This window comes from Kocuria sp. JC486 (assembly GCF_011602805.1).
GTDB lineage: Bacteria > Actinomycetota > Actinomycetes > Actinomycetales > Micrococcaceae > Kocuria > Kocuria soli.
Window position 1 is genome coordinate 191,667 of sequence record NZ_JAAOZS010000002.1, and the last position, 17,130, is coordinate 208,796.

General features: G+C 68.2%; 14 protein-coding genes. 1 reads left to right on the forward strand and 13 read right to left on the reverse strand.

Annotation, left to right across the window (positions count from 1 at the left end; all coding sequences use genetic code 11):
* Positions 1–28 precede the first annotated feature (28 nt).
* The 12 genes from murG to dinB form a co-directional block, all read right to left on the reverse strand.
* Positions 29–1,180 carry an undecaprenyldiphospho-muramoylpentapeptide beta-N-acetylglucosaminyltransferase gene (murG, locus tag GWK18_RS02145; RefSeq protein ID WP_166832878.1) on the reverse strand — a complete coding sequence of 384 codons (1,152 nt, stop codon included), beginning with the start codon at positions 1,178–1,180 and terminating at the stop codon, positions 29–31.
* Positions 1,177–2,532, reverse strand: a complete 1,356-nt coding sequence (gene ftsW, locus GWK18_RS02150; RefSeq protein ID WP_348535802.1) for a putative lipid II flippase FtsW — start codon at positions 2,530–2,532, stop codon at positions 1,177–1,179. The genes murG and ftsW overlap by 4 nt, the downstream gene beginning before the upstream one ends.
* The gene (gene murD / locus GWK18_RS02155) at positions 2,529–4,058 is read right to left on the reverse strand and encodes a UDP-N-acetylmuramoyl-L-alanine--D-glutamate ligase (protein WP_233568674.1); all 1,530 of its coding nucleotides are present in this window, start codon (positions 4,056–4,058) and stop codon (positions 2,529–2,531) included. The genes ftsW and murD overlap by 4 nt, the downstream gene beginning before the upstream one ends.
* On the reverse strand, positions 4,055–5,236 hold the full coding sequence (gene mraY, locus GWK18_RS02160) for a phospho-N-acetylmuramoyl-pentapeptide-transferase (RefSeq protein WP_166832880.1): 1,182 nt from the start codon (positions 5,234–5,236) through the stop codon (positions 4,055–4,057). Before mraY ends, murD begins: the two co-directional genes overlap by 4 nt.
* Positions 5,233–6,825 carry a UDP-N-acetylmuramoyl-tripeptide--D-alanyl-D-alanine ligase gene (murF, locus tag GWK18_RS02165; protein WP_166832882.1) on the reverse strand — a complete coding sequence of 531 codons (1,593 nt, stop codon included), beginning with the start codon at positions 6,823–6,825 and terminating at the stop codon, positions 5,233–5,235. The genes mraY and murF overlap by 4 nt, the downstream gene beginning before the upstream one ends.
* Positions 6,822–8,495 carry a UDP-N-acetylmuramoyl-L-alanyl-D-glutamate--2,6-diaminopimelate ligase gene (locus tag GWK18_RS02170; protein WP_166832937.1) on the reverse strand — a complete coding sequence of 558 codons (1,674 nt, stop codon included), beginning with the start codon at positions 8,493–8,495 and terminating at the stop codon, positions 6,822–6,824. Before GWK18_RS02170 ends, murF begins: the two co-directional genes overlap by 4 nt.
* A 245-nt stretch (positions 8,496–8,740) precedes the next feature.
* A complete protein-coding gene (locus GWK18_RS02175) occupies positions 8,741–10,585 on the reverse strand; it encodes a penicillin-binding protein 2 (protein ID WP_166832884.1) in 1,845 nt (614 codons plus the stop codon).
* Positions 10,582–11,229, reverse strand: coding sequence for a hypothetical protein (locus GWK18_RS02180; RefSeq protein ID WP_166832886.1), 648 nt, complete (start codon positions 11,227–11,229; stop codon positions 10,582–10,584). Before GWK18_RS02180 ends, GWK18_RS02175 begins: the two co-directional genes overlap by 4 nt.
* Before the next feature lie 128 nt (positions 11,230–11,357).
* The gene (rsmH, locus tag GWK18_RS02185; RefSeq protein ID WP_166832888.1) at positions 11,358–12,365 is read right to left on the reverse strand and encodes a 16S rRNA (cytosine(1402)-N(4))-methyltransferase RsmH; all 1,008 of its coding nucleotides are present in this window, start codon (positions 12,363–12,365) and stop codon (positions 11,358–11,360) included.
* A 298-nt stretch (positions 12,366–12,663) separates the two neighbouring features.
* On the reverse strand, positions 12,664–13,095 hold the full coding sequence (gene mraZ, locus GWK18_RS02190) for a division/cell wall cluster transcriptional repressor MraZ (RefSeq protein WP_123824581.1): 432 nt from the start codon (positions 13,093–13,095) through the stop codon (positions 12,664–12,666).
* A gap of 374 nt (positions 13,096–13,469) precedes the next feature.
* A complete protein-coding gene (locus GWK18_RS02195) occupies positions 13,470–13,868 on the reverse strand; it encodes a DUF3040 domain-containing protein (protein WP_123824582.1) in 399 nt (132 codons plus the stop codon).
* Between the two features lie 165 nt (positions 13,869–14,033).
* Positions 14,034–15,260, reverse strand: a complete 1,227-nt coding sequence (gene dinB, locus GWK18_RS02200; protein ID WP_166832890.1) for a DNA polymerase IV — start codon at positions 15,258–15,260, stop codon at positions 14,034–14,036.
* Between the two features lie 203 nt (positions 15,261–15,463).
* Between dinB and GWK18_RS02205 the strand changes: the two genes are divergently transcribed.
* Entirely contained in the window at positions 15,464–16,582 is a 1,119-nt protein-coding gene (locus tag GWK18_RS02205; RefSeq protein WP_348535803.1) for a polyprenyl synthetase family protein, read from the forward strand.
* Positions 16,583–16,584: 2 nt separating this feature from the next.
* On the opposite strand, the gene GWK18_RS02210 is transcribed toward GWK18_RS02205, so the two are convergent.
* Positions 16,585–16,983 carry an Rv2175c family DNA-binding protein gene (locus GWK18_RS02210; protein WP_166832892.1) on the reverse strand — a complete coding sequence of 133 codons (399 nt, stop codon included), beginning with the start codon at positions 16,981–16,983 and terminating at the stop codon, positions 16,585–16,587.
* Positions 16,984–17,130 lie beyond the last annotated feature (147 nt).

Genomic DNA, 17,130 nt, shown 5'->3' on the forward strand with positions numbered 1-17,130 from the left:
TCGGGGGTCTCTTGGGATGGCTGGGTGTTCACGCGCGTGCCTCCTGCAGGATCAGCCGCGCCATGGTCCGGTCGGCGTCTCGCACACCGGCGCCCTGGGCGGCTTCGGACATCGCCGCCAGCGCGGGGCCGTCGGAGATGAGGGGAAGAATGTTGTCACGGAACCATTCGGGGGTGAATGCCGCGTCTTCGACCAGTCTGGCGGCGCCGGAGGCCACCAAGGACTTGGCGTTGAGCGCCTGTTCACCGTTGCCGATCGGCAAGGGAACGAAAACGGCGGGCAGTCCCACGGCGGCGACTTCCGAGACCGTGGCAGCGCCGGAGCGGGCCACCAGCAGGTCGGCGGCCGCGTAGACGTTCTCCATCCCGTCCACGTACTCGACCTGCGTGTAGCCCTCCGCCGTCAACAGCTTCCCGGCGTCGTCGAGCACCTGCTTGTTGCGCCCCGTGATGTGCAGCAGTTGGGCCCCGGAAGCCGCGATCTCGCCCGCAACACGGGCGACGGTGCGGTTCATCGAGAGCGCACCGGAGGACCCGCCCGTGACGATCACCGTGGGTTTCTCCGGATCGAGCCCGAGTTCTCGCCTGGCCTCGGCCCGTCGAGCGGCCCGGTCGAGCTGGGAGATCTCCTTGCGCATGGGCATCCCGACGGTGCGCGCACCCTGCAGCGGGGTGTCGGGGAATGCCGCCGCGACGACGGCCGCCGAGCGCGCACCCACCCGGTTGGCGATGCCGGGACGGGCGTTGGCCTCGTGAATGACGACGGGGACACCGCGGCGTTTGGCGGCAAGGTACATGGGGGTGCACACGTACCCACCCACGCCGACGACGACGTCGGCCCCGGCGCCGTCGATGATGTCTCCGGCCTGGCGGATCGCGCGCCGCAGACGAACGGGCAGTTTGAGCAGGTCCGGGGAGGGTTTCCGGGGCAGCGGCACCCGGTCAATGGTCTCCAACGGCAGGCCCGCGGCGGGGACCAAGCGGGTCTCCATCCCGGCAGCCGTGCCCACGGCGGTGACCCGGGCGTTGGGTTCCTGGTCCAGGACGGCCCGGGCGATGGCCAACAGGGGCGAGATGTGTCCCGCCGTTCCACCACCCGCAATCACGACCGAGGGACCACCGGCGGAACGGTCGGGAGTTGCACCCGCATCCTGGGACCGTGGCTGTTCCTGGGGGTTCATGGGTTCCTCTCTGCCCTGGAGGGAAGGCGGCGAACGTTGCCGGGCATCTCGTGCTCCGGCAGGAGGGCCTCCCCCTCGTGGTGGTCTTCAACCTCGTCACGTGGCGGACCGGAGGTCCGGGAACCGGCGCGGGTGTAGCGGGTGAAGGACATCACCACGCCCACCGCCGCAAGACACATGAGAAGGGAGGAACCACCGTAGCTGATGAACGGGAGCGGGACGCCGATCACGGGGAGGGCGCCGGTGACCATGCCGATGTTCACGAAGGCCTGACCGATGAGCCAGGTCAGGACACTGCCGGTGACCACGCGTTCGAAGGTCGAGGTGGTCCGCAACAGCACCCGGGCCATGGCCACTCCCATGACCACGAACAGCACGAGGATCAGGACGGTGCCGATCAGGCCCAGTTCCTCGCCGATGATCGCGAAGATGTAGTCGTTGTGGGCCTCCGGCACGTAGTTGTACTTGGAGCGGGACTGGCCCAGTCCGACGCCCCACCAGCCTCCCGTGGCCAGTGCGGCCAGCCCTTGTTGGGCCTGCCAGCAGGCACCGCTGACGTCGCATTCCCCCGTGAACCAGCCCGTCATCCGCTCCATCCGGTGCGGGGCGATGATGACGGCGAGGGCGCCGAGGACGGCCACCGCCCCGAAGAGCATGCCGAAGAGTTTCCACGGCGTGCCGATCAGGATCAGGGCGGCCAGGTAGATCAAGCCGAAGATCACGACGGTTCCGATGTCACCGCCCAGCGCGACGAAGCCGACCGGGATTCCCACGATCCCCAAGGAGGGCCAGAGGTAGTCCTTGTACTCGCGGAACCGATGCGCGCTGCGGGCGAAGTGCCATCCCAGCATGAGAGCGACGCCGAGTTTGGCGGCCTCCGAGGGCTGGAGTGTGAACCCGCCGATGTTGAGCCAGTTCTTGTTGCCGTTGACCTCCACGCCCAGCGGGATGACCAGGAAGACCAACGCGCTGGAGATCGCGAACGCAAGGGGCGCGAACCGTTCGTAGGTCCTGGAGGGCACCAGGGACAACGCGAACATCAGCACAACACCCGCCACACCGAACATGATCTGGCGCAGGAAGTAGAAGAACGCCGAACGGTCCGCGGAAATGGACTCGACGGCCGAGGCCGAGAGCACCATCATCCCGCCCACGGAGAAGAGCAGAATCGCACTGATCGCCAGGGCGTAGTACGAGTGCACCAGGGGCCCGTCCTGGATCCAGTCCCGGAGCCGACGCAGCAGACCCTCACCGACCGGTGAGTGCTCCTGCCAGGGGGCCCGCTCGGTGGCGTGGTCAGGGTGCCGGACGGCGCTGACCGCCCGGGTGCGTGCACGGCCCCGAGGACTCACGACAGGCGCTCCACGAGGTCAGCGACACTTGCGGTGAAGGCCTCGCCACGGTGTACGTAGTCCCGGAACTGGTCCATGGAGGCGGCGGCGGGGGCCAGCAGGACCGTGTCGCCGTCCACCGCCACGCGGTGAGCTTCCTGCACGGCCATTGCCATGACGGCGTCGCCGTCGTGGACGTCCGTCTCCGGGGATGCGGCGGGAATCACGGGAACCCCCGGTGCCGACTGCTCGAGGGCGTCGAGCAGGTTCTGGTTGTCCGTGCCGATCAGCACCACGGCGCGCAGGCGTCCCGCGTGCTTGGCCACCAGCTCGTGGGAGTCCGTGCCCTTGGACAGCCCGCCGGCGATCCAGACCACGGGCTCGAAGGCAGACAGGGACGCGTTGGCGGCGTGCGGGTTGGTGGCCTTGGTGTCGTTGATCCACAGGACCCCGTTGGTCTTGGCCACCGGTTGGATGCGGTGCGCGCCGGGTTCGAAGGCCCGCAGCCCGTCGCCCACCTTGTCCGCGTCGACTCCCGCCGCGCGGGCCAGTGCCGCGGCGGCCAGGGCGTTGGCCACGCCGTGGACGGTCGGAACGGGTTTGATGTCCGTGACGGCGGCGAGTTCCAGCGCCTGGTTCCGCCGGTCGTCCAGGAACGCACGGTCGACAAGCAGGTCCTCCACCACGCCGAGCATGGAGGGTTCGGGGTGCCCCGCCGTGAAGCCGATGGCTCGGCAGCCCTCGATCACGTCCGCTTCCTCGACCATCCGCAGGGTGCGGTCATCGGCCACGTTGAAGATCGCGGCCACCTTGCAGTGCTCGTAGATCCGGGACTTGTCCGCGACATACTCCTCGAAACCGCCGTGCCAGTCGACGTGGTCCTCGGCCACGTTCAGGCACACGGCGGCAAGGGGGGAAACCGAGTACTGCCAGTGCAGCTGGAAGCTGGACAGTTCGACGGCCAGGAGGTCGTAGTCGACGGGGTCCCGCAGGGCGTCCAGGATCGGGGTCCCCACGTTGCCGACCGCGATCGCCTTGAGATCGCCCGCCTGAAGCATGGCCTCCGTCATCTGGACCGTCGTCGTCTTGCCGTTGGTCCCGGTGATGCAGACCCACTCGGCGGTCTTCCGGCCTTCCCGGGTGCGGATCCGCCAGGCCAGCTCGACGTCGCCCCAGATCTGCACCTTGTTCGCCACGGCATCCGCCAGGAGGGACTGGTCGGGCCGCAGGCCGGGCGAGGTGACCACGAGTTCCGCGGGTTGCCCGTCCACCGTGGGCAGGGAGGTCATGGCCTGCTCGCCGAGCAGGACCTCCGCCGCGCCCACGATCTTGAGCGTCTCCGCCTTGGCCCGGGTCTCCTCCGTGTCCTTGCCGTCCACGACCACGACGCGGGCACCCAGCTCGATCAGGGTGTCGGCGGCCGCGAACCCGGAGATCCCGATACCGACGACGACGACGCGCAGACCACCCCAGTCCGCGTCCCAGCTGGTCAGTGATTCCAGCCGCGGATCGTCCAAGAGGGGGTTTGCGTTGTGGGAAGGGATCACCGGAAGGTGCCTCCGTTCGAGATCAGCCATTCGCCGTAGAACACGGCCAGGGCGACGGCCACGAAGAGCCCGGCGATGATCCAGAAGCGGACTACGACCGTGACTTCCTGCCAGCCCTTGAGTTCGAAGTGGTGTTGCAGGGGTGCCATCTTGAAGATGCGCTTGCCGCCGGAGATCTTGAACCACCCCACCTGCAGGATCACCGAAATCGTGATCACCACGAACAGGCCGGCGATGAGCACCAGGAGCAGCTCGGTGTGGGTCAGCACGGCGCAGGCCGCCAGGGCCCCGCCCAGTCCCAGGGACCCCGTGTCCCCCATGAAGATCTTGGCCGGCGAGGTGTTCCACCACAGGAACCCGATCAGCGCACCGATCAGGGCGGCGGCCAACACGGCGATGTCGGAGGGGTCCCGCACGGTGTAGCACAGCCCGTTGCTGGCGGGACCCATCGGATCACCGCACTCGTGCCCGCTCTGCCACAGGCTGATGAGCATGTAGCCGGAGAACACGAAGATCGCAGCTCCGGTGGCCAGCCCGTCCAGCCCGTCGGTCAGGTTCACGGCGTTGGTCGTGGCCGTGGCGATGAGGTTGACCCACACCACGAACAGCAGCACGCCGATGATCACCAGGATCACCGGGCGACCGGAGGTCAGGGCCTCGACGAGCCCGCCGCGCAGCTGCGTGAAGCCCATGTCCAGCTCGGGGATGTCCCGGGTCAGGGACACCACCGTGGAGGCGGGGGTCTTGCCGTCCTCGTCCGGGAACAACAGCGCCAGGATCGCGAACACGGAACCGATCAGGCCCTGCAGCAGGATCTTGCCCTTGGGCGTCAGTCCCAGGTTCTGCTTCTTGGTGATCTTGGTGAAGTCGTCGATCGCGCCCACGAAGCCCATGCCGAGCATGAGGAACAGCGCGAGCAGACCCGAGACGGTGGGTCCGGTCCACTGGCCCGTGGAGAGCCCGACGACGAGGTGCGAGATCAGGTAGGCCACCGTGGCGGCACCCAGGATCGCCACCCCGCCCATGGTCGGTGTGCCGCGCTTGGTCTGGTGACTGGAGGGACCGTCCTCCCGGATGAACTGTCCGTAACCCTGGCGTTCGAGGAACTTGATGAACGCCGGGGTGCCGAAGATCGAGAGGACAAGGCCCAGCAGGGAGGCGACGAGGATCTGGATCACGCGCTCTCCCCCTTCGGTTCGGCTTTGGGATCGGCGTTGACGAAGTCCCCGGCGGACAACCAGTGGTCACCGGCTGCGGAGGTGTCGTTCGTCGCCGCGGGGTCTCGGGTCGCCGTTGGCTCGGCGGCCGCGACCTTGTCGCCCAGGATCTTGAGTCCGGAGGCGTTGGAGGACTTGAAGAGCACGATGTCCCCGGGAGCCAGTTCGCGGGCCAGCAGTTCCTCCGCGGCGTCGGCGTCCTCCACCCAGGTGGCCTCGTTGCCCCAGGAGCCCTCGAGGTGGGCCGCGTTGTAGACCGGCCGCGCCGTGTCTCCGACGGCGACCAGCTTGGAGATGTTCAAGCGCACGGCCTGGCGACCGATCGCGTCGTGCTCCTCGACGGACGAGTCCCCCAGTTCGAGCATTCCACCCAGGACGGCCCAGGTCCGCCGGGCAGGTCGCTGGTCCGTGGGGCGTCCGAGGTCGGCCAGGGTCTGCAGGGCCGCGCGCATGGACTGCGGGTTGGCGTTGTAGGCGTCGTTGATGATCGTGACGCCGTCGGGCCGCTCGGTCCGTTCCATCCGCCAGCGGCTCCCCGCGCCGCGGTTCCGCAGCACGGCGGCGATGTCCTCGGACGGGATACCCGAGACGAACGCGGCCGACGCCGCGGCCAGGATGTTGCTCACGTGGTGGGCGCCGATCAGTCCGGAGACCACCCGGTGCTCCGACCCGTCGGGGAAGTGCAGGGTGAGGCTCGGATGTCCGTCGGCGTCGGTGGTGACCTCCGTGGCGCGCACGCGCGCACCCTTCAGGGGTTCGTCGGCACCCGAGGGTGCTTCCTCGGCCGCGGTGAAGAACACGACCGGCGCCTGGGTCCGAGTGTGCATGGCCCGAACCCTGGGGTCGTCCTCGTTGAGCACGGCCACGCCGTCGCCCCCGAGTGCTTCGACGAGTTCACCCTTGGCCACGGCGATGTTCTCCACGCCGCCGAACTCCCCGGCGTGGGCCGACCCGACGCACAGCACCACGCCGACGTCGGGGCGCACCATCTTGCACAGGTACTCGATGTTGCCGATGTGGGTCGCGCCCATCTCCACGACCAGGTACCGGGTCTGCTCCGTGGCGGTGAACACCGTGAGCGGCACGCCGACCTCACCGTTGTAGGACCCGCGGGGAGCTATCGTGGGGCCCGCGGATTCGAAGATCGCCCGCAGGAGATCCTTGGTGGTGGTCTTGCCCACCGATCCGGTCACGCCGACGACCTTGACGTCGTTGCGGCTCCGCAGGTGGCTGACCACCCACGAGGCCAGGGCTCCCATGGCTTCGACCACGTCCGGAACCTGGACGGCCGGGTACGGACGCCCGTCGTCGTCCTGGACCGGGCGTTCCACCAGAGCCAGCCTGGCACCGGCGGCGACCGCCGTCCCGACGAACCGGTGACCGTCGGTCACCTCCCCCGGCTTGGCCACGAACAGGGTGCCGTCCACGACCTCCCGGGAATCCGTGGTGACGTGGTCGATCACCGGGAGGTCGGCGTCGGTGACGCCGTCGAGACCCAGCAGGGCGCCTCCGGTGATGTCTGCGATTCGGCGTGCGTTGAGTGGGATCACTGGTGTTCCCACCGTCCTTCCTGCATGTCTTCAAGTGCTGCGCGCAACTCGGCGCGGTCGTCAAGGGGGTGGTCCACGCCCGCGATTTCCTGAACGGTCTCGTGTCCGCGGCCCGCCACGATCACCGAGTCCCCGCGGCCCGCCATGCGCACCGCCGAGCGGATCGCGACGGCGCGCGGGGAGATCTCGTGGACCTCCGCGGCCCGGGCCCGCCCGGACTCGATCAAGGCGTGGGCGCCGGCGGCCACCTCGGCGCGGATCGCGGCGGGATCCTCCCCGTGCGGGTCGTCGTCGCTGATGATCACGACGTCTGCCTCCCGGGCGGCGATCTCGCCCATGAGGGGCCGCTTGGTCTTGTCCCGGTCGCCCGTGGCACCGAAGACCAGAATGACCCGGCCGTTGCCCTCGGGCGGGTCGACGGCGGCCAGGGCACGGGCCAACGCGTCCGGGTTGTGGGCGAAGTCCACCACGGCCGTGGGCTCCGTCCCGATCAGCTGCATACGGCCGGGGACGTCAGTGGTCAGGGGGTCGTGCTCGTCCAGGACGCGCTGCAGCAGGTCGAGGTCGACCCCGGAGGCCAGGACCATGAGGGTGGCCAGGGCCGCGTTCGCCACGTTGAACTCGCCCGGCAACCCGGTGCTCACCCGGAGGCTGCGCCCGTCCCTGTGCACGAGCTCGAAGGCGTGGCCGATACCGCGCCGGGTCATCGAATGCAGGGTCCAGTCGGCCCCGCGGCGCTGCGGGCCGCCCTCGCGGTCGGCCACCACGCCACCGCGCATGGCGAACACATCCACGTTGTCCGCGCCGAGCTGCGCACGGGCGTGGCGGGCCATCGCGATGCCCCACTCGTCGTCGTCATCGGCGACGACGACGACGGCCCGGCCGGTGCGTTCCGGCGTGAACAGGCGCGCCTTGACGTCGAAGTAGGCCTGCATGGTTCCGTGCAGGTCCAGGTGGTCCTGCGTCAGGTTGGTGAACCCCGCGACGTCGTAGCGGACTCCGGCAACCCGGTCGAACTCGATCGCGTGGGAGGAGACCTCCATGGAGGCCGCGGTCATCCCGGATTCGCGCATGACCGCCAGCAGTGCGTGCACGGTCGAGGCCTCGGGGGTGGTCAGCTTGGACGGGATCTTCTGGTCATCGGCCAGGATCTCGATGGTTCCGATCAGTCCCGTCGTCTCGCCCAGGGCCCGCAGGATCGAGTTCACGAAGTACGTGGTGGTGGTCTTGCCGTTGGTGCCCGTCACACCGAACAGACCCAGGCCGGTGCCGTCCTGGGGTTGCGAGCCGTAGACGGTGCGGGCCACCGCTCCGAGCTGCGCCCGCGGGTCCTCGACCACGATGACGGGCAACGCGGCCTGCTCACCCAGGATGCGGGCGCCGTCGGGGTCGGTCAGGACGGCGACGGCGCCGGATTTGCGTGCTCCGTCGGCGAAATCGGCACCGTGGAAACGTGCCCCCGGAAGGGCCGCATAGAGGTCGCCCGGTCGGATGGCACGGGAGTCGATGCTGACACCGCTGACACGGAGTTCCGCGGCGTCGCCCGTGCCCTGCAGCCCGGGGAGAAGCTGCCCGCCCGTCAATGAGGCCAACTGCCCCAGCGCGAGCGAAGACACACCTTCCGGCCGCAGCAAAGCTGCGTCCGTGGTGATCTCCGGCGAGTTCTCCATACTCTCCACGTTGTCCTTCCTGACATGCTGCCGGCGTGTGTACCGGCCTCTCCCCCGGCCCGTCTGTGCACGGACTCGGCTCCGGTCAGGACTTCGCCCACCCGTCACCGAGGGGCAAAACGGCGGGGAAGTACCGTTGCGGACTGCAGCCGAGTCTAGCGACCCCGGTCGGGTGCGCGGCGCAGCAGTGAGCGCGCCCCACCATTTCCCTCCGAGCGTTCTTCCCGGAGCCCGACCGCGACCGGTCAGGTCTGACCGGGATCCTCGTTGCGTCCCTCGTCCTTTCCGAAGAACTTGGGCAGCCCTTCCGGCTCGCTGTCGGACGGGCTCACGCCGTAGTGCTTCAGCACCTGGCCCATGATTTCGCTGAACACTCCTGCCGCGCCGATCTCACGGACGTCGCCCTGGGGCCGTTGCAGGGTCACGGCCACCACGTACTGGGGGTCCTCGATCGGGCCGATCCCCGCGAAGGAGGTCGTGAACCCGTCGTAGCCGCCCTGCTCTCCCGGTGCTTCGGCCGTACCGGACTTGCCACCGACCCGGTAACCGTCCACGGCCGCTTCGGGCGCACCGCCGACTGTGACCACGCTCTCCAGGATCTCGCGCACCTTCTGAGCCGTTTCAGCCGAGACCACCCGCACCGGTTCGGCTGCCTCCGACTCCGTGCGGTTCCCCTCGGTGTCGATCACGGCTTGGAGGATGCGCGGTTCGATGCGCACGCCGTCGTTGCCCATGGTCTGGAAGATCGTAGCTGTGCGCAGGGGCGACTGGGACACGCCCTGGCCGAAGAGCACGGTGTACTGCTGGCGGTCGTCCCACGCGGTCCAGTCCGCCAGCAAGCCCGGGGTCTCACCGGGGATCTCGATGCCGGTCACGTCCCCAACCCCGAATTTCTTGAGCCAGCTGTGGCGCTGCTCCGCGCTGAGCTTGCTGCCCACCTCCACGGTCCCGGTGTTCATGGAGTCCGCGATCACGCCCGCAAACGTCCTGTCCTCCGCACCGTGGTTGAAGGCGTCCGTGAACGTCTGACCGTCGATCGTCAGTTCTGCGGGCACCGGCACTTCGCTGAGGGGTTCGATCTTGCCCTCGTTGATCGCGGCGGCTGCGGTCAGGGTCTTCTGGGTCGAACCCGGTTCGACGGCGGCCGCGACCGCGCGGGGGGAGTAGTCGCCTTCGTCATCGGTTCGGCCGGGTTCGTTGGGGTCGACCATCGACGAGTCGGCCAGTGCCAGGACGGTGCCGTCCGAGACCCGGAGCACCACCGCGGTCCCCCATTCCGCGTCGAGTTCCTTGGCCCGGGCCGCCACGGCCTCCTGCGCGTAGTACTGGACGTCGCGATCGAGGGTCAGCTGCACGCTCGATCCGTCAACGGGCAGGGTTTCGTCGTGCGGGGCCACTGGAATGCGCACGCCATCGGCGCTGATCTCGAACACCCGGCTGCCGTCCTCCCCCCGCAGGACCTCGTCCTGGGAGAGCTCGATGCCGGCCAGGGCTTCGTCGTCGCCCCCGATGAACCCGACCACTGAACCCCCCAGAGGCCCGTTCGGGTAGCTGCGCTGGGACACGGGCTCAGCCGTGACGAAGCCCAGTTGCAGATCTTGGATCGAGTTCCACTGCTCCGGTGTGGCCGCCCGGTACAGGTATTCGAAGTTGGCATCCCCGTCCAGCGCGTTTTTCACGTCGTCGTCCTTGACGTGGAGGATGTCCGCCAGTTTCCGGATCGCGTCCAGGACGGTGGTGGTCTCCGAGGTCCCGTCCGGGTGGCGCACGGTCACGTCCGCCACGAGTGTCTGGTCCACCGCGATGTCGTAGCGCTGGATGCTGCGGGCCAACACCGAGCCGTTGCGGTCCAGGATCTCGCCCCGCAACGCGGGAAGTGCCTCGTGCCGCAACCGATCGTTTTCGGCATTGGCCGCGCGCCCGCTCAGGTCGAGGCCCTGGACCCAGACCAGGCGAAGCGCCAGTAGAACCAGGGAGGCAAGACCGATCAGCAGGACGACGAACTCGCGGCGGCTGGTGAGGCGCGCGAATCCGCTGGAGTCACTGTGCCGGTCAGGGTTGTCCGAAGGCGGCTGGGGTGTGTCGCTCATTGCGCGCCCCCGTCCTGAGCATTGCTGTCCTGAGCATTGGCGCCTTGGTCGGCGTTCTGCTCGTCGTTCTGGTCTGTGTTCTGGTCGGTTCCGGGCTGGCCGGCTTCCTGATTCGTCTCTCCGCTCGGAGAAGGGGATGCCGTCTGGCCCGAGGGCTTGCGTTGTTGCGGTGCCGGGATGGACCCACCGTTGAGGTCGACGTCGCCTTCGGCCTCATTGGCGGCCCCGAGTTGCTCGTCGGCCTCGGACTGGGAATTGGGCAGCGCGTCGCGACGCTCGCGGGCGATGGCCGCAGCACGATCGGCCGCAGCTGAGCCGCGCTGAACGGGTTGGTCCACGAGGATCTCGTCGTCCTCGGATTCGGCTGCCGGGACGGGATCGCCGCTGACCTCACCGGAGTTGAGATCCACAACGCCCTCAGAGGTGGAGGGCACCATGCCCTCGTCCCGGGCCGACACCGCCAGGTTCTGCGGCGCCTGGTAGAACTCCAGATCCTGATTGAGGGCTTCGGCCTCCTGCGCCAGGGAGCGTTCCTGGGCGCGCAGCTCGACCAGTCGATACTGCCCGTCACTGACCTTGATGTTCAGCACCAGAATCCCGGCCAGGGTGGCGATGATCGCGAGCATGGCGATGACCGGAGGCATGAACCGGGACCACCGGCGTCGCCGCACCGCGGCCGCACCACCGGCCACTGCCGCTCGCGGTTCCGGGATCCGGGCGAGCAACCCGCCCAGGCCTGGCCGTGAGGTCGACCGTTTCGACGAACCAAACTTCATACCGACGCCCCACTTCGACGTCGACCCACGCGGCCGTGGTCCCCGCGGATGCGTTCCGCGGCACGCAAGCGGGCGGAGGCCGCACGCGGGTTCGCCTCGATCTCCCGGGGAGTCGGGGTGTGGGTGCCCCGGGTCAGGACCTTGAACGTGGGCTTGTGCTCCTCGAGTTCCACCGGGAGCCCCTTGGGCGCCGTCGAAACGGAGCGGGCGGCCAACTCTCTCTTGACGATCTTGTCCTCGAGCGAGTGGTAACTCATGGCCACCACCCGTCCCCCCACGCTCAGCGCGTCCAGGGCACGCGGGACGGCCCGGTTCAAGACGTCCAGTTCCTGGTTGACCTCGATCCGCAGCGCCTGGAACGTCTGTTTGGCCGGGTGCCCCTTCTTGTGCTGGGCCGCCATCGGAACGGCCGAACGCACGACCTCCACGAGCTGGCCGGTCGTGGTCAGCTCGTGCTCCGAGCGGGCGGCGACGACGGCTCGGGCGATGCGGCCGGCAAAGCGTTCCTCGCCCCAGTCACGCAGAATCCGGCGGAGATCGTTCTCCGAATACGTGGACAGGACCTCTCGCGCGGTCAAGGGCGCGGTGGAATCCATGCGCATGTCCAAGGGCGCGTCATAGGAATAGGCGAAGCCACGTTCCCGCTCGTCGAGCTGCATGGAGGAGACGCCGAGGTCGAACAGGATCCCGTCGGCATGATCGAATCCGGCGCTCTCCAGGGCCTCGGGGATCCGGTCGTAGGTCATGTGGACCGGTCGGAACCTGTCACCGAACGGGGCCAGGCGGGCCGTTGCCAATTCCAGTGCGGCGGGGTCCCGGTCCACACCGATCAGGGTGATGTCCGGAAAGCGCTGCAGAATCGCTTCGGAATGGCCGCCCATGCCCAGGGTCGCGTCCACCGCCACGGGGTGCTCCCGCTCCAGCCCGGGAGCCAACAGCTCGATGCACTGTTCGAGCAGGACGGGCACGTGTCGCTGCGACGTGGGGCGCGGTGCGTCCGACATGTCTGCTCCTTCGTGCAGCTGGCTTGAGAATCTGGGGCACGCGCCATTGCATGCGGGTTTTTCGGCAGGGTCAGCTTACTGGCGACAGGCTGGTCAATGACGAACACCGCACCGTGAGCTACGTGACCAGAACCCCGCCCGCTGGCCGTCCCTCGAATCCGGCCTGGCTCAGGGGAAGGTGAGTCAGGACGGTGACGGCGGTGCGGGTGGAGATCTCGCCGCGGAGATCCCGATGCGGTGTTCAACCGCGTACATCGACAGCTATTCGGTTACCTACCGGGGACGCACAGGTGGCCGTTCAGAACAGCCCCGGAATCACTTCGTCCTCCGTGTCGGAGAACGCTGATTCCTGCTCCGCCAGATACGACTCCCAGGCCTGGGCGTCCCAGATCTCAGCTCGCGAACCTGCACCGACGACGGCCAGTTCACGATCAAGACCTGCGTACTGACGAAGCGGGGTCGGGATGGTCACTCGGCCCTGCTTGTCCGGCACCTCGTCAGAGGCACCCGAGAGAAACACGCGGATGTAGTCACGGGCCTGCTTGGAGGACAGCGGTGCCGCCCTCATCTGCTCGTGGACCTTTTCGAACTCCGTGGCGCTGAACACGTAGATGCAGCGCTCCTGGCCTCGCGTGAGCACCAGTCCCTCTGCCAGTTCGTCACGGAACTTGGCGGGAAGGATCAGGCGCCCCTTCTCATCCAGGCGCGGTGAGTACGTCCCGAGGAACATGCACACCACCTTGGTTCGACGAGGATCCTCCTGTTTCTCTCTTCGGCCCCCACTTTACTCCACTTCCCTCCCCGGTCAACCCAAATCGGCGAATTCAGGCCCCGTATGGGACCGGCGTGCGACGCACTCACACCCCATCACCCCCAGCCCTTCCAACGTTTCCGCATGTCACAGGCGTCGCGTCGAGCACAACGGCGGACGAGGGATGAAAGTGGAGTGGCGTGGGGAGCGAAGTGGAGGGGGTGGGCCCAAACCTCTTCGATCGCCTGTTCACGGAACGCGAGGATCGCCAGACACGACGAAACCCCGGACCGTGAGGTCCGGGGTTTCAGCTGCGATCCAAGCCAACTCGCATCGAGTGGGGCGCAAGCGACTCAGGGGCCGCTGGAGCGGCGCTCGTCCCACCGGTCTTCGAGATTGCGCATGAAGTTCGACGACGGCTTGGCCGCCTTGGGCGCGGGTCCCGCGTCGGGTGCGGGATTCCCGCGGACCTCCCCGCGGGGCTTGCCCGACCCACGGGTACTCGCCCAGTAGACCCCGAGGGACATGATCAGGAATCCCGCGACGCCGATCAGCACCGACTTGAGCATGACGCCGCCGAGCACCACGGCAAGGCCGACCACGCCCAAGACGACTCCGAGGACGACGGCCCTCGTGGAGAACGTGGGGCGAACCGGCCGCGCATCCATGTGGCTCGCGAACTGGGGGTCGTCAGCATTGAGCTGCTGTTCGAGTTGCGCCAGCAGCTGTTGCTCTCGCTCGGATAGAGCCACGACGTCCCTCCTATGGCTGTTGGGGCCCGATGTACGCGGGGGAAGGGAATCTTACGCCGTCGGGTGATGTACTCACTAGCCTACCCGTCGGGAACGGCGGAAGAAATGTCGCGCAGACAGTGTGGAGAAAATTGTCAGGCTCCTTATGGACTGTGGGGTTGCGTGTCACGTCGGTTCGCTGTCCTGTCGGCGGTGACCCGTGCCTTTGTGGCCGAGCATCGATGCCGGGCCCAGCCCGACGTCGCCGAACCGGGCGCGGGCCTGGTCCATGGCGGATTCCACTGCGGCCCAGTGCTCCTCGCGGCCGTCCAGGCTCAGTTGCACCGCAGTGTCGTCGTCCTCGAGGGACTCCGCGCGGACCCCGATCAGACGTACGGGGGCGGCCAGGGGCAGTTCCTGTGCCAGGAGTTCGTTGGCGTGGTGGAACAGGTCGTGTCCGGAGGCGAACGGATGCTCCACTGTGCGCGAGCGCGAGATCGTCGAGAAGTCCGACCACCGAAGCTTCAACCCGATCCGACGGGCTCGGAGTCGGTGGGAGCGCAGCCGCGCTGCGGTCCTGTGGGACAGGCCGAGCAGTTCCCTGCGCAGCGTCACCAGATCCGTGACGTCCTCCTCGAAGGTTCCCTCCGCACCGAGGCTTTTTTCCTCCCGCACCGGCGTGACGGGACGGGGGTCATGGCCGTTGGCCAAGGCGTGCAGGTGAGCTCCGGCGGCCGGGCCGAGGAGTCTGGCCAGGGTTGCGGGACTCTGGGCCGCAAGATCGCCGACGTGGTTGTAGCCGGCCGTCTGAAGGATCTGGGCGGTCTTCTGACCCACTCCCCAGAGCGCGCTGACGGGCAGTTGGGCCAGAAAGGCCACCGAGTCGTCATGGTCCACGAGCAACAATCCGTCCGGTTTGGAACGCGTGGAGGCGATCTTGGCCACGGTCTTGGTGGAGCCGATTCCCACGGAGGCCGTCAGGCTGGTGGCCGCCCGGATCCTTCGACGCAGCTCGCGGGCGATGTGTACGGGTGGCCCTAGTCGGCGGACCGCCCCGGACACGTCCAGGAACGCTTCGTCCACGCTGATCTGTTCGACCCGATCAGTGATCTCGTGGAACAGGTCCATGACGGCCCGTGAATAGCGCGGGTACACCCCGTAATGCGGTGTCAGCACCGTCCCCTGCGGGCACAGCGCTCGGGCTCGGGCAAGCGGCATTCCGGACCGGACGCCGAAGGCACGGGCCTCGTAGGAAGCCGACAGGACCACGGACCGGTTGGACTGCGCGGCCACGATGACCGGACGCCCCACGAGTTCGGGATGCTCGAGCAGCTCCACGGCGACGAAGAACATGTCCATGTCCACGTGCATGATCGCGGTACGGCGCCAGGAGGCCAGCTCTCTCTCATTCATTCAGGGCCTCCTTCCGCTCGTCCCACTCGCCCCGCCCGTCGACACCCACCACTACCCGCGTTCCCGGGCAGCCGCGGTCCGGTGCACCGTTGTCCCGCGCGGCTCGTCTACGCTGAATCCGGTACGCCGATCATCAGGCCGGTTGGTCAAGCACCACCGAGCCACCCGCAGCGCGTACGGTCACGTACCGACAAGGAGCCGCCGTGTCTCACGACAGCATCGCATCCCCGGCAGACACCGCAACGGTGCAGGCCGAGACCCAGGCCTTCCTGGCCGGACTGACGCGAACGCTGGACACCTGGTTCCAGCAGCAATCCGCGGGAGCCGCAGACATCTCCGAGGCCGCGGTTCCCCTGGTCGAGTCCATCTCGGCGCTGTCGACGGGCGGCAAACGGCTGCGGGCACAGTTGTTGTACTGGGGGTGGCGCGCAGCCGGCAAAGCCGCTGATTCCACGGTTCCGCTCGAAGCTGCCGCCGCGCTTGAACTGTTCCAGACCGCGGCGTTGATCCACGACGACGTGATCGACCGGTCGGCCACCCGACGCGGCATGCCGAGCACGCATGAACGCTTCTCCTCACTGCACACTGAGCGGCGGTGGGAACAGGACCCCGCGCACTTCGGTTCCTCGGCCGCGATCCTGACCGGGGACCTGGCACTGACCTGGTCGGAGCAACTGTTCAACCTGGCCGTGGAACACGCAGGGCATCCGTCGGGGGCCGCCGAGGACTTCGCCACGATGCGCACCGAGGTCATGATCGGGCAGTACCTCGACATCCACGCTGAGGTCGCCGGGCCCGATGTACCCCGGGACCAGGCGGTTCAGCGCGCACTGGACGTCCTGCGGTACAAGTCCGCGAAGTACTCGGCCGAACACCCCGTTGCCCTGGGCATGTTGTTGGCCGGGGGTGATCCCGACCTCGTGCGCGCTGGCCGCGCCTTCGCGTTGCCCCTCGGGGAGGCCTTCCAAGTGCGCGACGACGTCCTCGGAGTCTTCGGGGACCCCGCGACCACGGGCAAACCCGCCGGTGACGACCTGCGCGAAGGGAAGCGCACGGTCGTCATCGGGTTGCACTTCGAACGGGCCGACCGGGCGGATGCCGAGGTCGTCGCCAACTCGCTGGGTCAGCAGGACCTCTCGGAGGTCCAGGTCCGAGCTGCGCAGGAGGCGCTACGGCGCAGCGGCGCCCTCACGGCCACGGAGGACCTGGTGGAGCGGTTGACCGCGGACACGTTCGAGGCACTCGACCAACTACCCGTGGGTCCGGTGGTCCGCACGGCCTTCCGAACCATTGCGCAGGCGGCGGTCCGACGGGACCGCTGACGTCACCAGGCCATGGCCTGGGCGCGCCGACGCACCTCCGTCTTGCGTCCGGCACGCAGGAGGTCCACGGGCCGTCCCGGCAGTGACTCATCGGGTGTGAGCAGCCAGAGGGCGGACTCAAGATCCGAGAATCCGGCGTCGCGAAGGACGGAGATCGTTCCACGCAGCGAATCGAGCGGCTTGCCGTCCACTGTGAAGATCGCGGGAATCCGCCGCACCCCGTCCGTCGGGTCACGGAAGGCCAGGACGGCCCCGTCGTCGACCAGGGCGTGGACTCGGGTCACGATCACGTCCAGGGCTTCGGCGATGTCGGGGATGGTGGTCCATTCCTCGACCAGCGCCGACAACTGGGCGAACTGTTCGGGGGTGGGATCGGCTTCTTGATGCGTGGACTTCTTCACGCCATCAGAGTGCCACGAGCGCAGGTCCGATGCACAAGACGCGCCCTCGGGTGCCTGTGTGTCCCGTCCGACTCATGGGCGACTCGCGTGCCCTCCTGCTCGTCGGAGGGGATTCAGCCGGGTAGCCTCGGGGCCGCGGCCAGAACT